The organism is Dactylosporangium sp. NPDC049742, assembly GCF_040674675.1.
GTDB classification, from domain to species: Bacteria; Actinomycetota; Actinomycetes; order Mycobacteriales; family Micromonosporaceae; genus Dactylosporangium; species Dactylosporangium maewongense.
Map to the genome: position 1 here is coordinate 239,452 of NZ_JBFANF010000006.1, position 15,536 is coordinate 254,987.

Consider the following 15,536-nt stretch of genomic DNA (forward strand, 5'->3'; position numbering starts at 1 on the left):
TACGCTGGCCGTGTGCGCTATTACGACAACGTCGTCGAATTGGTGGGCAACACGCCCCTTGTCCGGCTCCGCAACGTGACGGACGGGATCTCCGCCACCGTCCTGGCCAAGGTCGAATACCTCAACCCCGGCGGCAGCGTGAAGGACCGCATCGCGCTGCGCATGGTCGAGGAGGCCGAGAAGGCCGGTCTGCTCAAGGCCGGCGGCACGATCGTCGAGCCGACCAGCGGCAACACCGGGGTCGGGCTCGCCCTCGTCGCGCAGCTGCGGGGGTACCGGTGTGTCTTCGTCTGCCCCGACAAGGTCAGCGAGGACAAGCAGAACGTGCTGCGGGCCTACGGCGCTGAGGTCGTCGTGTGCCCGACCGCCGTCGCGCCCGAGGACCCCCGCTCCTACTACAACGTCTCCGACCGGCTGGCCCGGGAGATCCCCGGCGCGTGGAAGCCCGACCAGTACGCCAACCCGGCCAACCCCCGCTCCCACTACGAGACCACCGGCCCCGAGGTCTGGGAGCAGACAGCAGGCAAGGTGACACACTTCGTCGCCGGCGTCGGCACCGGCGGCACGATCTCCGGCGTGGGCCGCTACCTCAAGGAGGTCTCCGGCGGCGCGGTCCGCATCGTCGGCGCCGACCCCGAGGGTTCCGTCTACTCCGGCGGCACCGGGCGGCCGTACCTCGTGGAGGGCGTGGGCGAGGACTTCTGGCCCACCACGTACGACCGCGACGTCTGCGACGAGATCGTCGAGGTGTCCGACAAGGACTCGTTCGACCTGACCCGCCGCCTGGCGCGCGAGGAGGGCCTGCTCGTCGGCGGCTCCTGCGGCATGGCCGTCGCCGCGGCGCTGAAGGTCGCCCGCGAGGCCGGCCCCGACGACGTCGTGGTCGTTCTGCTGCCCGACGGCGGCCGCGGCTACCTCAGCAAGATCTTCAACGACGACTGGATGGCCCGCTACGGTTTCCTCCGTACCGCCGCGGAACTGCCGACCGTCGCCGACGTCCTGGTCGGCAAGGACGGGCACCTGCCGCAGATGGTCCACGTGCACCCCAACGAGACCGTCCGCGACGCCATCGACTACATGCGTGAGTACGCCGTCTCCCAGCTCCCCGTCCTCAAGGCCGAGCCCCCGGTCGTGACCGGCGAGGTCGCCGGCTCGATCGCGGAGCGTGACCTGATGGACGCGCTCTTCACCGGCCAGGCCCACCTCCACGACATCGTCGAGAAGCACATGGGCGACCCGCTGCCGATGATCGGCGGCGGCCAGCCCGTCAGCGAGGCCGTTGCGCTGCTGGAGAAGGCCGACGCCGCGGTCGTCCTGATCGACGGCAAGCCCGCGGGCGTCATCACCAGGCAGGACCTCCTCGCCCACCTGCGCTGACCCCACCCCCACATACGGCTTTTCGCCTTTAGGCGTTGCGCGACCCACCCGGTTCAAGTCCCGGACCGAGGCTGGATCGCGCAACGTCTATGGTGCCGGTCTGCCTGGCGGCGGTGCAGACGTTGGTCAATGCCGGGAAATGCGGCTTTCGGCCCATGAGCGGTGCGCGATCCACCCCAGTTCAAGTCGCCCGGCGAATCGGGCGTTGATCGTGCTGTGGCCGGGGTGGGTCAGAACCCGTCGCGGGGGTCAGCGCAGCGGCTCGGGGACGGCCACCACGTCGACCAGGGCGGCCTTGCGCAGGACGGTGATCTGCAGGCGCTGGCCGATGGCGGGGCCCAGCATGAGGCGCTGCACGTCCTGGACGCCGACAATCGGGCGGCCGCCCGCGGAGAGGACCACGTCGCCCACGTAGAGGCCGGCCAGGCCCGCCGGGCTGCCCGGCACGACCTCGACGAGCCGGAGGCCCTTGCGCTGCCCGACCCGGTCGGCGAGCGGCTGGGGGAGCGCGACGGGCGTGCCGGCCACGCCGAGCCACGCGCGGCGGACCTTCCCCGTCGCCATGAGCTCGGACATGATCAGACGGGTCGTGCCGTTGACCGGCACCGCCAGGCCGAGCCCGATCCCGGCGACGGCCGTGTCGATGCCGACGACCTTGCCGGAGGCGTCGGCCAGGGCGCCGCCGGAGTTGCCCGGGTTGAGCGCGGCGTCGGTCTGCACGACGTCGTCGATGAGGCGGACGTGCCGGCCGTCGCGGACGGGCAGCGAGCGGCCCAACGCGCTGACGACGCCGGCGGTGACGGAGCCGGCCAGGCCGAGCGGGTTGCCGACGGCGACGACGAGCTGGCCGATACGCAGGTCGTCGGCGTTGCCGAGGGTCGCCGGCGGCACGCCCGTCTCGTGGATGCGCAGCACGGCCAGGTCGGCGAGCGGGTCGGCGCCGACGACGTCGAACCTGCTGCTGACCCCGTTGGTGAACTCGGCGAGCCCGCCGTCGGCGCCCGCCACGACGTGGGCGCTGGTCAGCACGAAGCCGTCGGGGGTGTAGACGACCGCCGAGCCGGAGTGGCCGCGGACGCTGAGGCTGGCGACGCTCGGCAGGAGGGCCGCCGCCACGCCGGAGACGACCCTGCTGTACGTGTCGAGCGCGTCGGATTCGGGGTCCATGCCGCACGCAACGCCGCGCGGCACGCATCCATGCCCGGTTAGGCCGACGGCGAAATACCTCGTCAGGCCGACGGCGAAAGCCCCCGTCAGGCCGACGGCGAGATGCACCGTCAGCCCGACAGTGAAACGCCCGTCAGGTCGACAGCGAGATCGCCGGCAGCTCGAACCAGCGGAGGGCCTCGAAGTTGGCGGAGACGACGCCGTCTGGCTGCTCGACCTGCGAGACCTGCGCGGCCTCGGCGACGATGAGCGCCGCCTCGTCCAGGTAGCCGGCCAGCGCCGACTCGGGCGCGCGCTCGTGCCTGGAGGGCCAGCGCAGCTCGCCGTCGCTGTCGTAGTGCAGCTCCGAGAGGCGCAGCGGCGGCTCGACCAGGCCGTCCCGGTGCTTCCAGAGTCCGGTGTACGGGTCGAAGCGGTACTGCGGCAGCAGCGCCCAGCCGTTGGTGGCGACGAAGTGGACGGCGTCGACGATGTAGCGCAGCACGGCGTCGGAGATGAAGTAGTTGAAGGACACCCGGACCCAGCCGGGTTTGATGCCCTCGCAGCCGGCGATGATCTCCTGCTCGAAGCGCTGCGAGCGCTCGATGTCGATGCCGAGGAGGCGGTGGCCGTACGGGCCGGCGCAGGAGCAGCCGCCCCGCGACTGGATCCCGAAGAGGTCGTTGAGCAGCGACACGACGAAGTTGTGGTGCAGGTAGCGGCCGCCGGGCCGCTTCACCACGAACGACACGATCGACAGCCGCGACGCGTCCAGGTTGCCGAGGATCTCGATGTTGGGGTTGGTCTTCCACGACGTGATCGCCTCGCGCAGGAAGCGTTCTTCCAGGTCGCGGATGGTGTCGGTGCCGACGGCCTGCTTGAGCTGGAAGACCAGGCCGGCCCGGATGGACTCGACGATCGCCGGGGTGCCGCCCTCCTCGCGGTGCGCGGCGTCGGCGATGTAGTGGTGGTCGGTCGGGTTGACGTAGTCGACGGTGCCGCCGCCGGGCACGGTGGGCACGCGGTTGCGCAGCACCTCGCGCCGCACGACGAGGACGCCGGGCGTCCCGGGCCCGCCGGCGAACTTGTGCGGCGAGATGAAGGCCGCGTCCTTGTACTGGCCGGGGCCGGGACCGTACATGGCGACGTCCACGTAGGGCGCGGCGGCGGCGAAGTCCCAGAAGGAGAGCGCGCCGTGCTCGTGCAGCAGCGCCGAGATCGCGTGGGTGTCGCTGACGATCCCGGTGACGTTGGACGCCGCGGAGAAGGAGCCGATCTTCAGCGGCCGGTCGGCGTGCCGCTCGAGCTCGGCCCGCAGGCGCGACAGGTCGATGTGCCCGTTGTGATCCTCGGGGATGACGACGACGTCCGCGATGGACTCCCGCCACGGCAGCTCGTTGGAGTGGTGCTCGAACGGGCCGATGAACACCACGGGCCGGTCGGCGGGCGGGATGTGCGCCGTCAGGTCGTAGCGGTCGTCGAGCCCGGCGGGCACCCGCAGCCCCAGGATGTGCACCATCTTGTCGATCGCGGCGGTCGAGCCGGACCCGGTGAAGATGACCACGGTCTCGGCGTCGCCGCCGACGGCGTCGTTGACGATCTGGCGGGCGTCCTCCCGCAGGCGGGTCGTCTGGAGTCCGGTGCCGGAGGACTCGGTGTGGGTGTTCGCGTACCGCGGCAGCACCTCGTCACGGATGAACCGCTCGATGAAGTCCAGCGCCCGTCCTGACGCGGTGTAGTCGGCGTAGGTCACGCGGCGCGCGCCATACGGCCCCCACATCACCTGGTCGTCACCGATGACGGCGTCGCGAATGCGCTGCAGCAGGGGGCTCTCCATGGCGGCCATTATCCGCTCCGCCACGCCGTCCCCTTTCGAGTGGTCGCACGGGAATCGCACAGGCTGTCCGCCCATGCGTGCAGCCCGATTGTTTAACGTTTCGTCCGGAGGTTCTCAGGGAGCCTCAAGAGTTTGGGGGTAGGGAAGTTGGTCAGTGTTGACCAGTCCGAGCCAACAGACGTCGTCGACCGTCTGCTGTGGCGCGACGCCACGCAGATCCTGAGCCGGCACAACGGGTCGGACGGTGACGGACAGTGCATCTGGTGCGGGCGGGAGTGGCCGTGCGCGCCGCGCCGGCTCGCCGAGAACGCCGAGGCCGCCTCGCGGCGGCCGTGGAACGAGGCCTGGACCGCCCGGCACGACCTCTACAGCCTGAGGACGATGCCCGACTGGCGGATCGACCTCGGCGCCCCGCAGCGTTCCAGGGGCGGCTGGCACCGTGCCGGCGGCAACCGGGGAACCTTTCTCTAGCACGATCGTTGATCTGAGCGGTGACTTCGGCGCTCCCGCCATGGCCGTGGTCACCGCGACACAAAGACCCGCTCGGACACGGTTGCCGGCATGCCTCCGCCGGCTCCGAACGCCTCCGGCCAGGCGTCCTCCCCAGGGATCGGGCGGGTCTACCCGGCAGGCGAGGGCACACCTTTCGTGGTTCCCCCGCATACATCGCGATGGTGTGCCCTCGCCTGCCAAAACCCTCACGCACTCGTGACAACGGCCCGGCCTCCGCAAACAGGAGGCCGGGCCGTTGCCGTGGGTCACTCGGCGACGAACGAGAACACCGAGTTGGCGGTGTGGATGTTCGAGCCGGCGGGAGCGACGACCTTCACCGGGCACACGCCGGAGAAGTTGCCGGTCCCGAGGCCGGCCGGGTCGTCGGCGAGGCCGCTGGTCGGCGTCTTGACGGTGATCGAGGTGCCGGCCGTGTTCAGCACGAAGTTGGTGCCGGCGACGCCGCAGAAGTTCACGCCGGTGGCGCCGGTGAAGGTGCCGGTGAGCGTCACGCTGGTGGCGGTGTTGATCTTGCCGATGTTCGGCGTCATGGCCGTCAGCACCGGCACCGTGACGACGCTCGTGCCGAGGTCGGTGGCGCTCCACGTCTTGGTGACGCCGTTGTGGGTGATCGACAGGTTGCCGTTGGTCATGCCGGCGGCGGTCTTGCCGGTGAACCAGTTGCCGTTCTCGGTCGTGCCGGACGGGGCCGTGGTCATCTGCGTGCCGTCGGTCTTCTTCCAGACCTTGACCTCGCTCAGCGGCTTGCCGCCGAGCGAGGCGCTCAGGACGCCGCTGGCCCCGCTGAACGTGAAGTCGTTGTCGGCCTTGACGCGGATGGTCTGGCCGCCGGTCGAGAGGAACTGCTGGATCTGGTCCGCGGACTGCAGCGCGCTGCTCAGGTCGGTGATGACCGGAGTGGTGGTGTCGAGCTTCGGGGGCGCGATGAAGACCAGGCCGGACAGCGCCTTGGTGAGGGTGCCGCCGCTGTTGGCGAAGTTGATCCCGATCGTCTCGGAGGCGACGCCGGACGTCGGCGCGCAGCCGCCGGTGGGCGTCTTGGTCGCGATCTGGGTCGTCCCGGTCACTATGTAGAAGTCGAGGCCCTGGCAGTCGACGTCGGCGCCGAGGTCGACGCTCTCCACCGAGTTCTCGTCGAGGGTCGCGCCGGTCAGGCCGACCACGTTGATGATGACCACCTGTTTGTCGGTGTCCGCGGCGACCTTGCCGCCGGCGGGCGAGGCGATGGTGACCGAGGTGGCGGCGGGGGCGGCGTGGGCCGTCATCGGCGTGGCGATCAGCGCCGCCGCGCTGAGCAGCGTTGCCGCGGCCGTGCCCGCGCCGGCCGCTCTGGCGAAGCGGGATTGCACGAATGACATTGAGCAGGGTCCTCTCAAGCTGAACGGCTGAATGGGGATACTCACTCAACGTAACAGCATGAATGCTGTCAGTAGTGAAAATTCCTCAGGAATGCGACGGCGGCCCGGAGTCGGGATTGCACTCCGGGCCGCCCAAATCGCGCGGTGGGTCAGTTCATCGCCATGAGGTAATCGGCGACGGTGAAGGTGGAGCCGCTGGAGATGATCGTCTGCGAGTAGCCGGCGGTGAGCTGTGCGCCCACGGCGCCGTTGCTGACGACCGTCACGGTGTAGGTGCCATTCGGGATCGGGATGCCGGAGTGCAGCGTCAGGGACGGCGTCGTCGCGGTCGCCGTGGCCGCGTTCGACAGCGTCGGCACGCCGGCGGAGACGCTCACGATCCTGGTGCCGTTCGGGATGCCCGGGCCGCTGATCGCCCGGCCGACGTCACCGGCGTTGAAGGCGGATCCCGCCGAGGTGCCGAGCGTGGCGCTGCCGGCCGTGGTCGCGGCGTCGGCGATGACCCGGTTCGTGTTCAGTGTCATCGCGGTCACCGCGGACGTGGTGTTCTTCGACAGCGTCACGTGCGTCGCGTCGGTGAACGCCATGATGCTCGTGCCGGTCGGGATGCCCGTGCCGGTCACCGCCATGCCGACGTCCGAGGCCGAGAAGTTGCACGTGGTGGTGGTGGCCGAGCCGACCACGTTGGCGGAGCCGGAGGTGACGGTGCAGCCGCTGAGCGCACGGGTGGAGTTGGCGCCGGCGAAGCCGGTGCCGGCCGTGTAGAGCGTGCAGATGAGCTCGTTGTCGTCCACAACCGTGACGTCGAGGCACTCCGCGACCTGCGGGTTGGTCTTGACCGTCGGGCTGGTGCCCGCCGCCGGGTTGTAGGCGCCCCGGACCAGGTAGACGTGCGCCTTGGCGTTGTCGGGCGTCAGGCCGCCGGACGAGTTGCCGCTGAAGTCGAGCGCGGAGAAGCCGACACCGGTGATGTCGAGGTCGGTGCCCTGGTTCCGGGTGTTCGGCGAGTTCCTGGGCGTGACCGTGATGCCGTTGGTGTAGCTGAAGACGGCGGGCTTCGTGACCGTGCCGCCGGTGGTGGTCAGCGACAGCGCGAAGGGGCCGCCCGCGGAGTGCGGCGGGACGGTCGCGGTGAAGGACAGGTTGTTGCCGGCGACCACGATGTCGGTCAGCGGCTCGCCGCCGAGCAGCGCGGTCATGCCGACGCCCCCGGTCGGGATGTTCGTGCCCGTGACGGTGATCGTCGTGCCGCCCTCGGCGGGGCCGGTGGTCGGCGTCACGGTCGAGATCGTCGGGACCGGGCCGACGGTGTACTGCAGGCCGGAGCCGGCGATCAGCGGGCTGTTCGCGTTACCGGCGGTGTTGCCGCTGTACACGCAGATGTACCAGTCCTCGGTCGTGAAGCCACCCGCGTTGACCACGCCGGCCGGGACGGTGATCGACAGCTTGTTGGTCGGTGGCGTGCCGTTGAGGATCTTCACGCTGCTGGTCGGCACGGCGACGACGGTGCCGCTGACGGCGGAGTACGTCGAGGTGCATCCGGCGTTGTCCTGGAACTGGACGTACACGGAGCCGGTGTTGAAGACCTTGCCGATGGCCGTGGCGGTGATCGTGTTGCCGCCGGCGGTCGGGCCGGAGGTCGCGCCCGGGACGAGGCTGCCGTTGAGCGTGAACACCTCGTCGGAGGCGTTCTGCAGCGTGGAGCCGGCCGCGTTGTAGGTGCACACGAAGTACTGGGCGGTGATCTGCGACGGGGTGCCGAGCAGCGTCAGTGACGCCGGGACGGTCACGTCCAGCACGCTGGAGGAGGTCACCTTGATGTTGGCCGCCGGCACCTCGATGACGCCGCCGGTCTGTGTGATCGGGTCCGAGGCACTGGGTGGCGTCGGGGTCAGGGCGGCTGCCGCACACGCGGTGTTGCCGGCGGACTTCCACTGGAACTGCACGCGCGTCGCGCCGGTGAAGCTCGTGCCGGAGTCGGTCACTGTGATCACCGTGCCGACGGGGCCGGTGCTCGGTGCGATCGCCGTGGCGGCGAACGCCGGGGTCCCGACCGCGACCAGGCCGGCCGTCACGAGCGTCAGCACGGCGCCTATGCGCGCCGCGGCGACACCGCGTTGCTTTGTCTTGACTTGCACTTTGGTCGTCTCCTCCGTCAGACCGCGGGATGGGAGCAATCGATGGGCACGGATCACCTGAAACAGGGAAACGTATGCCGGATCGTCACTCAAAGTATCAGTACGGTTGCTGACGGTAGTCGCAAACTCGAAGGTTGCTCACACTTCGCACACAAAGAGACGGGCGCCCCGAGGTGCGCCCGTTTGCCGCGGAAAGGTCAGAGCGTTGGCAGCGAGCCCACGCCGATCGGGCAGGTCATGCCGTTCGGGCCGTGGTTGCAGTAGCCGTACGGGTTCTTCACGTCCGACAGGTACTGCTGGTGGTAGTCCTCGGCGTAGTAGAACGGGCCGGCCGGGCCGATCTCGGTGGTGATCTCGTCCTTGCCGGCGGCGCGGACCACCGGGGCGAACGCATCCCGCGAGGCGGCCGCGGCCGTCTCCTGCGCCGGCGTGGTCGTGTAGATCGCCGAGCGGTACTGGGTGCCGACGTCGTTGCCCTGGCGCATGCCCTGGGTCGGGTCGTGGTTCTCCCAGAACGCCTTGAGCAGCGTCTCATAGGAGACCTTCAGCGGGTCGTACACGACCTGGACGGCCTCGGTGTGACCGGTCCGGCCGGAGCAGGTCTCCTCGTAGGTCGGGTTGGTGGTGAACCCGCCCTGGTAGCCGACGGCGGTGGAGTGGACGCCGGGGATGCGCCAGAAGATGCGCTCCGCACCCCAGAAACAGCCCATGCCGAAATACGCGACCTCCAGGCCCAGCGGCCAGGGCCCGCGCAGCGGGGTGCCGAGCACGGTGTGGGTCGCCGCGACCGGCATCTCGGTGTCGCGGCCGGCGAGCGCGGTGTCGGCGGTGGGCAGGTCGAGCGGCTTACGGATCCACGGGAACACGATCAGCTCCTTACAAAGCTCGTGGGCTCAAGTTTGCCTCGCGACGCGCCCGTCCGCCTTATCAGGTCATTACGGCTGCGACCCGGCGAGCGGATTGTGGCGACCCGTGACTCGGCTCACCCTGGCCCGCACTATGGTCGGTCCATGACGCACGGCTTCGAGACCCTCGCCATCCACGCCGGCCAGGAGCCGGACCCCGCCACCGGAGCGGTGGTCCCGCCGATCTTCCAGACCAGCACGTACGCGCAGGACGCGGTGGGCCACCCCCGACGCGGCTACGAGTACAGCAGGACCCAGAACCCGACCCGCGACGCGCTCCAGGAGTGCCTCGCCGCGATCGAGGGCGGCCGCCGGGCCCTCGCCTTCGCCTCCGGCCTCGCCGCCGAGGACACGCTGCTGCGCACGGTGTGCGTGCCCGGCGACCACGTGGTCATCCCCGACGACGCCTACGGCGGCACCTACCGGCTCTTCTCGAAGGTCGCGCAGCGGTGGGGCCTGGACTACACGCCGGCGTCGATCCACAGCGTCGACGCGGTCCGCGACGCGATCACCGACCGCACGAAGATCGTCTGGCTGGAGACCCCGACCAACCCGCTGCTCGGCATCGCCGACATCGCCGCGCTCGCCCAGGTCGCCCACGACCGCGGCGCGCTGCTGGTGGTGGACAACACGTTCGCCTCGCCGTACCTGCAGCAGCCGCTGCACCTGGGTGCCGACATCGTCGTGCACTCCACCACGAAGTACATCGGCGGGCACTCCGACGTCGTCGGCGGCGCCCTCGTCGGCAGCGACGACGAGCTGCTGGACCGCCTCGCCTTCCACCAGAACGCGATGGGCGCCGTCTGCGGCCCGTTCGACGCGTGGCTGACCATGCGCGGCATCAAGACCCTCGGCGTGCGCATGGACCGGCACTGCGACAACGCGGAGAAGGTCGTCGAGTTCCTGTCCAGGAACAAGGCGGTGCGCCAGGTCCTGTACCCGGGGCTGCCCGACCACCACGGCCACGAGGTCGCGGCCAAGCAGATGCGGCGCTTCGGCGGCATGGTGAGCTTCCGGGCCGCCGGCGGCGAGGAGGCCGCCGTGGAGATCTGCAACCGGGCGAAGCTGTTCGTGCTGGGCGAGTCCCTCGGCGGCGTCGAGTCGCTGATCGAGCACCCCGGCCGCATGACCCACGCCAGCGCGGCCGGCTCGCCGCTGGAGGTCCCCGGCGACCTCGTCCGGCTGTCCGTCGGCATCGAGACGATCGACGATCTTCTCGCGGACCTGGAGCAAGCCCTCGCTCGTTGAGACACTGAACGCCCATCGGCCGGAAGGTGTCTCACCATGCTGCACCGCTCCACCACCTGGGTCGGCAGCACCGCGCGGGAGATCGCCCGCGCGGTGCGCCGCGGTGACACGTCAGCGACGGAGGTCGTCGCCGACCACCTCGACTCGATCCGCGCCTACGACCGGATCGTCGGCGCGTTCCGGCAGGTCCGGGCCGGCGAGGCGATCGCCGAGGCGGAGATCGTCGACGACCAGCCGGAGCTGCGCAACCTGCCCCTGGCCGGCGTGCCGATCGCGGTGAAGGAGAACACCGCGGTCACCGGCCTGCCCACGTGGAACGGCTCGGCGGCCGCCCGCGGCCCCGTCGCCGAGCACGACCACGAGGTCGTCCGGCGGCTGCGCGGCGCGGGCGCCGTCGTCGTCGGCGTGACGAAGATGCCGGAGCTCGGCATCTGGGGGATCACCGACGACGCCGACGGCGTCACCCGCAACCCGTGGCGCACCGACCGGACCCCCGGCGGCTCGTCGGGCGGGTCGGCCGCCGCGGTCGCCGCCGGCCTGGTGCCGATCGCGCACGGCAACGACGGGCTCGGCTCGATCCGGATCCCGGCCGCCTGCTGCGGGCTCGTCGGCCTCAAGCCCGGCCGGGGCGTCGTCCCCGCCGGCATCGGCGCCAACGACTGGCACGGGCTCGCCGAGAACGGCATCCTCGCGACCACCGTCGGCGACGCGTCGCTGGGCTTCTCGGTCATCGCCGGCCGTACCCCCGAAGCGCTGCAGACGCCGGGGAAGCTGCGGATCGCCGTGTCGTCGCGCAGCCCCGCCACCGGCGTGTTCCCCGACGCGGGCACCCGCAAGGGCCTCAGCGACGCCGTCCGCCTGCTGCTCGGCCTCGGCCATGACGCGGTGCGCGCCGACCCCACCTATCCGCCGGCGCTCGCCGCGAAGGTCCTCGCCACCTGGTTCGCCGGCGCGGCCGTCGACGCCGCCGACCTGGACGTGTCGCGGCTGCAGCCGCGCACCCGCCGGCACGTGGCGCTCGGCGAGCGGGCCCTGCGCCGCGGCCTGGTCAAGCCCGCCGACCGGGACGAGTGGCGGGAGCGCTGCCGCAACTGGTTCCTGGCCGGCGGCCACGACGTGCTCGTCACCCCGGCCCTCGCGACCGCCCCGCCGCGCGCCGTGCGCTGGTCGGAGCGCTCCTGGTCGGCGAACATGCTGGTCAACGCCCGCTACGCGCCCTACAGTGCGCCGTGGAACTTCGCCGGCTTCCCCGCGATCGTGATCCCGGTCGGGGTCCGGGCCGACGGGCTGCCCGCCGCGGTCCAGTTCGTCGGGCCGCCCGGCTCCGAGCTGCTGCTGCTCGCCCTCGCCGGCCAGGTCGAGCAGGCCGCGCCGTGGCGGCGGCACGCGCCGGGCTGGCCCCGCGTCGCGGCGCGGCGTTAGGGCGGGCGATGCGGCGGATCAGGGCGATCTCCGGCTGGGCGACCGCGGCGATGCTCGCGGTCGCCGGGGCGGCCCTCACCCACCTGTGCGTGGCGTTTTTGCCCCTCGTCGACATCTGGGCCGCGCACCGTCCCGGCACCGACGCCGCGGCGGTGCGCCTCGGCGGCTGGGCCGCCCTCGCCGCCGCGGTGCTGGCCGCCTGGGTCGCGTTCGCCGGCTGGGCCGGCCGGGCCCGGTCGAACCTGGCGGCGTTCGGCATCCGCGCCACGTCCGCGGTGCCGCTCATGGACGTCGCCGTCGGCAGCGTGGGCCGGTCACCGCTGCTGCGCCGCAGGATGACGGTGCTCACCTGGTTGTGGTGGCTCGGCCTGCTGCTCACGGTGACCGCCGTCGGCGCCGCCGTCCTGGCCGGCCTCGACAACCTGCGGGAGATCGACGACGTCCGGGAGCGGGTCGCCGCCGGCGGGACCGTCGACCGGGCGCTCGTGTCGCACCTGTTCGGCCGGCAGCTGCTGCTGCGCCTGCCCGGCGCGGCGCTCGGCATCGCCGCCGCGGTGGTCGCGCTGATCCTCATCGCCCGCGTGACCAGCGCGCAGTACGGCCGCGTCGCCCGCCTCCGCGGATCCCTCGTGCCACCGGCGACCCTGCGGGCGCTGCGCTCCACGAACGACGACTGGACGGTGGTGCTGCCGGTCGCGGTGGGTGGCACGATCGGGGAATGACGGAACCTTCCTCGGGGCTCGTGACGCTCGCCGACATCGAGGCGGCACGCGACCTGCTGTCCGGCGTGATCCGCCGGACCCCGGTCGAGCCCAGCCGGCCGCTCACCGCGAAGCTCGGCGGCCCTGCCTGGCTCAAGTGCGAGAACCTGCAACGGGCCGGATCGTTCAAGGTCCGCGGCGCGTACGTGCGGATCGCCCGCCTCAGCGCGGACGAACGCCGCCGCGGGGTGGTCGCCGCCAGCGCCGGCAACCACGCGCAGGGCGTCGCCCTCGCGGCCGGCCTGCTCGGCACCACCAGCACCGTCTTCATGCCCGTCGGCGCGCCGCTGCCGAAGATCGCCGCCACCAAGAACTACGGCGCCGCGGTCCAGTTCGCCGGCGCCACCGTCGACGAGGCGCTCGTCGCCGCGCAGGAGTTCGCCGACCGCACCGGCGCGGTGCTGATCCACCCCTTCGACCACCCCGACATCATCGCCGGGCAGGGCACCCTCGGCCTGGAGCTGCTCGAGCAGCTGCCCGACGTGCGGACCATCGTCACCGGCATCGGCGGCGGCGGCCTCATCTCCGGGCTCGCCGTCGCGGTCAAGGCGCTGCGCCCCGACGTGCGCATCATCGGCGTGCAGGCGGCGGGCGCGGCGGCCTTCCCCGAGTCGCTGCGCGCCGGCCGCCCGGTCCGCCTGGCCGCGCTCGGCACGATCGCCGACGGCATCGCGGTCGGCCGCCCCGGCGACCTCACGTTCGCCCACGTCAGCAAGCTCGTCGACGAGGTCGTCACGGTCACCGACGAGGACATCTCCCGGGCGCTGCTCATGCTGCTCGAGCGCGGCAAGACCGTCGTCGAGCCCGCCGGCAGCGTCGGCGTCGCGGCCCTGCTCGCCGGCGCCGTCGAGGTCGAGACCCCCACCGCCGCGGTCCTCTCCGGCGGCAACATCGACCCGATGCTCATGCTCCGGGTGATCGAGCACGGCCTCGCCGCCGCCGGCCGCTACCTGGCCTTCACCGTCCGCTGCGGCGACCGCCCCGGCCACCTGGCGAAGATCCTCTCCCTGATCGCCGAGCACGGCGCCAACGTCGTCGACGTCGCCCACCGCCGCCAGGACCCGCGCCTGCAGCTCGGCGAGGTCGAGATCCACCTGTCGGTCGAGACCCGCGGCTCAGAACACTCCGACCGGCTGGTCAACGCCCTCCGTTCGGCCGGATACACGGTGACCTTCGGCGCGTAGAAGATCCTTTGTGACCTTCGGCAAGCGGCTCGCGCGCCGCCACACCTTCGCCACCTTCGACGCCTTCAGCCGTGGGGCCGACCGCAGCACGACGGTCGGCTCCGGTGTGCTCCTGGTGTCGTCGCTGCTGCTGTACGGGGTGGTCCTGGGGCTGCTCGCCACCGGGATCTGGCTGTGCACCGTCTCGACCCCCGGCATCTTCGTGGGGCTGGTGGTGATCGCCCTCGCGGTCCTCCTGCGGCCGCGCCTGGGCCGGGTGCCGAAGTACGCGACCGAGGTCACCGCGGCGGAGGCGCCGCAGCTGCACGCGCTGGTCCGCGAGGCGGCCGCCGCGGTCGGCGCGCCGGTCCCGCGGGTCTACGTCGAGGGCGACCTGTTCGACGCGGCGGCCTACACGGTCGGCCTGCGGCGCCGCCCGACCCTGGTGCTGGGCCTGCCGCTGTGGAACGCGCTGCCGCGGCAGTCCCGGATGGCGTTGCTGGGCCACGAGCTCGGCCACTTCGTCAACGGCGACCCGCGGCGCGGGCTGCTGGTCCAGCCGTCGTGGACGACCCTGGCCGAGCTCGACACGCTGCTCCAGCCGGAGTCCAGGCGGGAGGGTGACGTCTGGACGAGCGAGGGGTTCCTGGTCGTCTGGGTCGTCAGGCCGCTGCTGAACCTGGTCAAGCTGGTCGTGCGCGGCCTGCTGTGGGTGCCCAGGACCGCCCTCGCCGTCCAGGTGCTGCGGGAGGGGCAGCGGGCCGAATACCGTGCCGACCGGGTCGCGGCCCGGCTGGCCGGCCGCGCGGCCACCGTCGACGTGCTCGACACGCTGGTCGTGCTCGAGAGCCTCGGGATGCTGATCATGCGGGACGCCCGGGCCGGGCGGCCGGTCGCCGAGTGGCCGCAGACCACCCGGCAGCTGCTCGACGAGCTGCGGCCGCAGCTGGCGTCGCGGCGCGAGGCGGAGACGGAGCGCGAGATCTCGCTCTTCGCCACCCACCCGCCGTCGGGGTTGCGGGCCCGGTTGATCGAGGCGACCGCGCCGGAGTCGGCGGCGGTCGTGCTCGACAGCGCGCGCAACGAGCGGATCGACGCCGAGCTGGCACGACACAGCGCCAGCTCGGCGCGGACCCTCAAAGCGTTGTGATGCTCAGCCGGCGAACGGCTCGAACGAGATGACCTTCACGGCGATCTGCGCGCCGCTCGGGGCGGTGTACTTCACCTGGTCACCCTTTCCGGCGCCCAGGATCGCCTTGCCCAGCGCGGACTCGGGGCTGTAGACGGTCAGGTCCGTCGTCGCCGCGATCTCCCGGGAGCCCAGCAGGAACGTCTCGGTGTCGTCCTCGTCGTCGTCGAACTGGATCGTGACGACGGTGCCGGGCGCGACCTTGTTGCTCGTCGGCGCCTCGCCGACGACTGCCTTGCGCAGGAACTCCTTCAGGTACAGAATGCGGCCCTCGGCCTTGCCCTGCTCCTCGCGGGCGGCGTGATAGCCGCCGTTCTCGCGCAGGTCACCCTCTTCGCGGCGAGCGTTGATCTCCGCGGCGAGCGCCGGCCGGTTGGCGATGTGCTCGTCCAGCTCGGCCTGGAGCCGGTCAAATGCTTCCTGCGACAGCCAGGTTGTCCCCTGGTTGCCGTCGGTCGTCGACACTGAAGATCTCCTTA

General features: G+C 71.6%; 13 protein-coding genes. 7 read left to right on the forward strand and 6 right to left on the reverse strand.

The genetic code is table 11. The features are described from left to right. Positions 1-12: 12 nt before the first annotated feature. On the forward strand, positions 13-1,377 hold the full coding sequence (locus AB0J72_RS11310; protein WP_363397542.1) for a cystathionine beta-synthase: 1,365 nt from the start codon (positions 13-15) through the stop codon (positions 1,375-1,377). A 249-nt stretch (positions 1,378-1,626) separates the two neighbouring features. Here AB0J72_RS11310 and AB0J72_RS11315 read toward each other — a convergent pair whose 3' ends face one another. Next, a complete protein-coding gene (locus AB0J72_RS11315; protein WP_363397544.1) occupies positions 1,627-2,544 on the reverse strand; it encodes a trypsin-like peptidase domain-containing protein in 918 nt (305 codons plus the stop codon). Between the two features lie 133 nt (positions 2,545-2,677). Then, a complete protein-coding gene (locus AB0J72_RS11320; protein WP_363397546.1) occupies positions 2,678-4,360 on the reverse strand; it encodes an aminotransferase class V-fold PLP-dependent enzyme in 1,683 nt (560 codons plus the stop codon). Between the two features lie 147 nt (positions 4,361-4,507). Here AB0J72_RS11320 and AB0J72_RS11325 point away from each other — a divergent pair, with 147 nt between their 5' ends. Then, entirely contained in the window at positions 4,508-4,831 is a 324-nt protein-coding gene (locus AB0J72_RS11325; RefSeq protein WP_344501713.1) for a hypothetical protein, read from the forward strand. Positions 4,832-5,118: 287 nt separating this feature from the next. On the opposite strand, the gene AB0J72_RS11330 is transcribed toward AB0J72_RS11325, so the two are convergent. The 3 genes from AB0J72_RS11330 to msrA all read right to left on the reverse strand — a co-directional run bounded on the left by AB0J72_RS11330 (position 5,119) and on the right by msrA (position 9,163). After that, the gene (locus AB0J72_RS11330) at positions 5,119-6,231 is read right to left on the reverse strand and encodes a hypothetical protein (protein WP_363397548.1); all 1,113 of its coding nucleotides are present in this window, start codon (positions 6,229-6,231) and stop codon (positions 5,119-5,121) included. 149 nt (positions 6,232-6,380) lie between these two features. Continuing rightward, on the reverse strand, positions 6,381-8,318 hold the full coding sequence (locus tag AB0J72_RS11335; RefSeq protein WP_363397550.1) for an IPT/TIG domain-containing protein: 1,938 nt from the start codon (positions 8,316-8,318) through the stop codon (positions 6,381-6,383). A gap of 248 nt (positions 8,319-8,566) precedes the next feature. Beyond that, on the reverse strand, positions 8,567-9,163 hold the full coding sequence (gene msrA / locus AB0J72_RS11340; protein ID WP_363397617.1) for a peptide-methionine (S)-S-oxide reductase MsrA: 597 nt from the start codon (positions 9,161-9,163) through the stop codon (positions 8,567-8,569). 216 nt (positions 9,164-9,379) lie between these two features. Here msrA and AB0J72_RS11345 point away from each other — a divergent pair, with 216 nt between their 5' ends. From AB0J72_RS11345 to AB0J72_RS11365, 5 genes are read left to right on the forward strand one after another with little or no spacing between them, the layout of a single operon-like run. Next, positions 9,380-10,522 (forward strand): cystathionine gamma-synthase, encoded by a 1,143-nt coding sequence (locus AB0J72_RS11345; protein WP_344501710.1) that lies wholly within the window; start codon positions 9,380-9,382, stop codon positions 10,520-10,522. Between the two features lie 36 nt (positions 10,523-10,558). Next, the gene (locus AB0J72_RS11350; protein ID WP_363397552.1) at positions 10,559-11,944 is read left to right on the forward strand and encodes an amidase family protein; all 1,386 of its coding nucleotides are present in this window, start codon (positions 10,559-10,561) and stop codon (positions 11,942-11,944) included. An 8-nt stretch (positions 11,945-11,952) separates the two neighbouring features. Then, positions 11,953-12,666, forward strand: coding sequence for a hypothetical protein (locus AB0J72_RS11355; RefSeq protein WP_363397554.1), 714 nt, complete (start codon positions 11,953-11,955; stop codon positions 12,664-12,666). Beyond that, on the forward strand, positions 12,663-13,889 hold the full coding sequence (gene ilvA / locus AB0J72_RS11360) for a threonine ammonia-lyase (RefSeq protein ID WP_363397556.1): 1,227 nt from the start codon (positions 12,663-12,665) through the stop codon (positions 13,887-13,889). Before AB0J72_RS11355 ends, ilvA begins: the two co-directional genes overlap by 4 nt. A gap of 10 nt (positions 13,890-13,899) precedes the next feature. Next, complete coding sequence (locus AB0J72_RS11365; protein WP_363397558.1) at positions 13,900-15,018, forward strand: M48 family metalloprotease; 1,119 nt, start codon at positions 13,900-13,902, stop codon at positions 15,016-15,018. A 3-nt stretch (positions 15,019-15,021) separates the two neighbouring features. Here the strand turns inward: AB0J72_RS11365 and greA are convergent, their stop codons facing one another. Continuing rightward, positions 15,022-15,522: a transcription elongation factor GreA gene (gene greA / locus AB0J72_RS11370; protein WP_363397560.1), complete on the reverse strand. Its 501-nt coding sequence runs from the start codon at positions 15,520-15,522 to the stop codon at positions 15,022-15,024. Between the last annotated feature and the right edge of the window lie 14 nt (positions 15,523-15,536).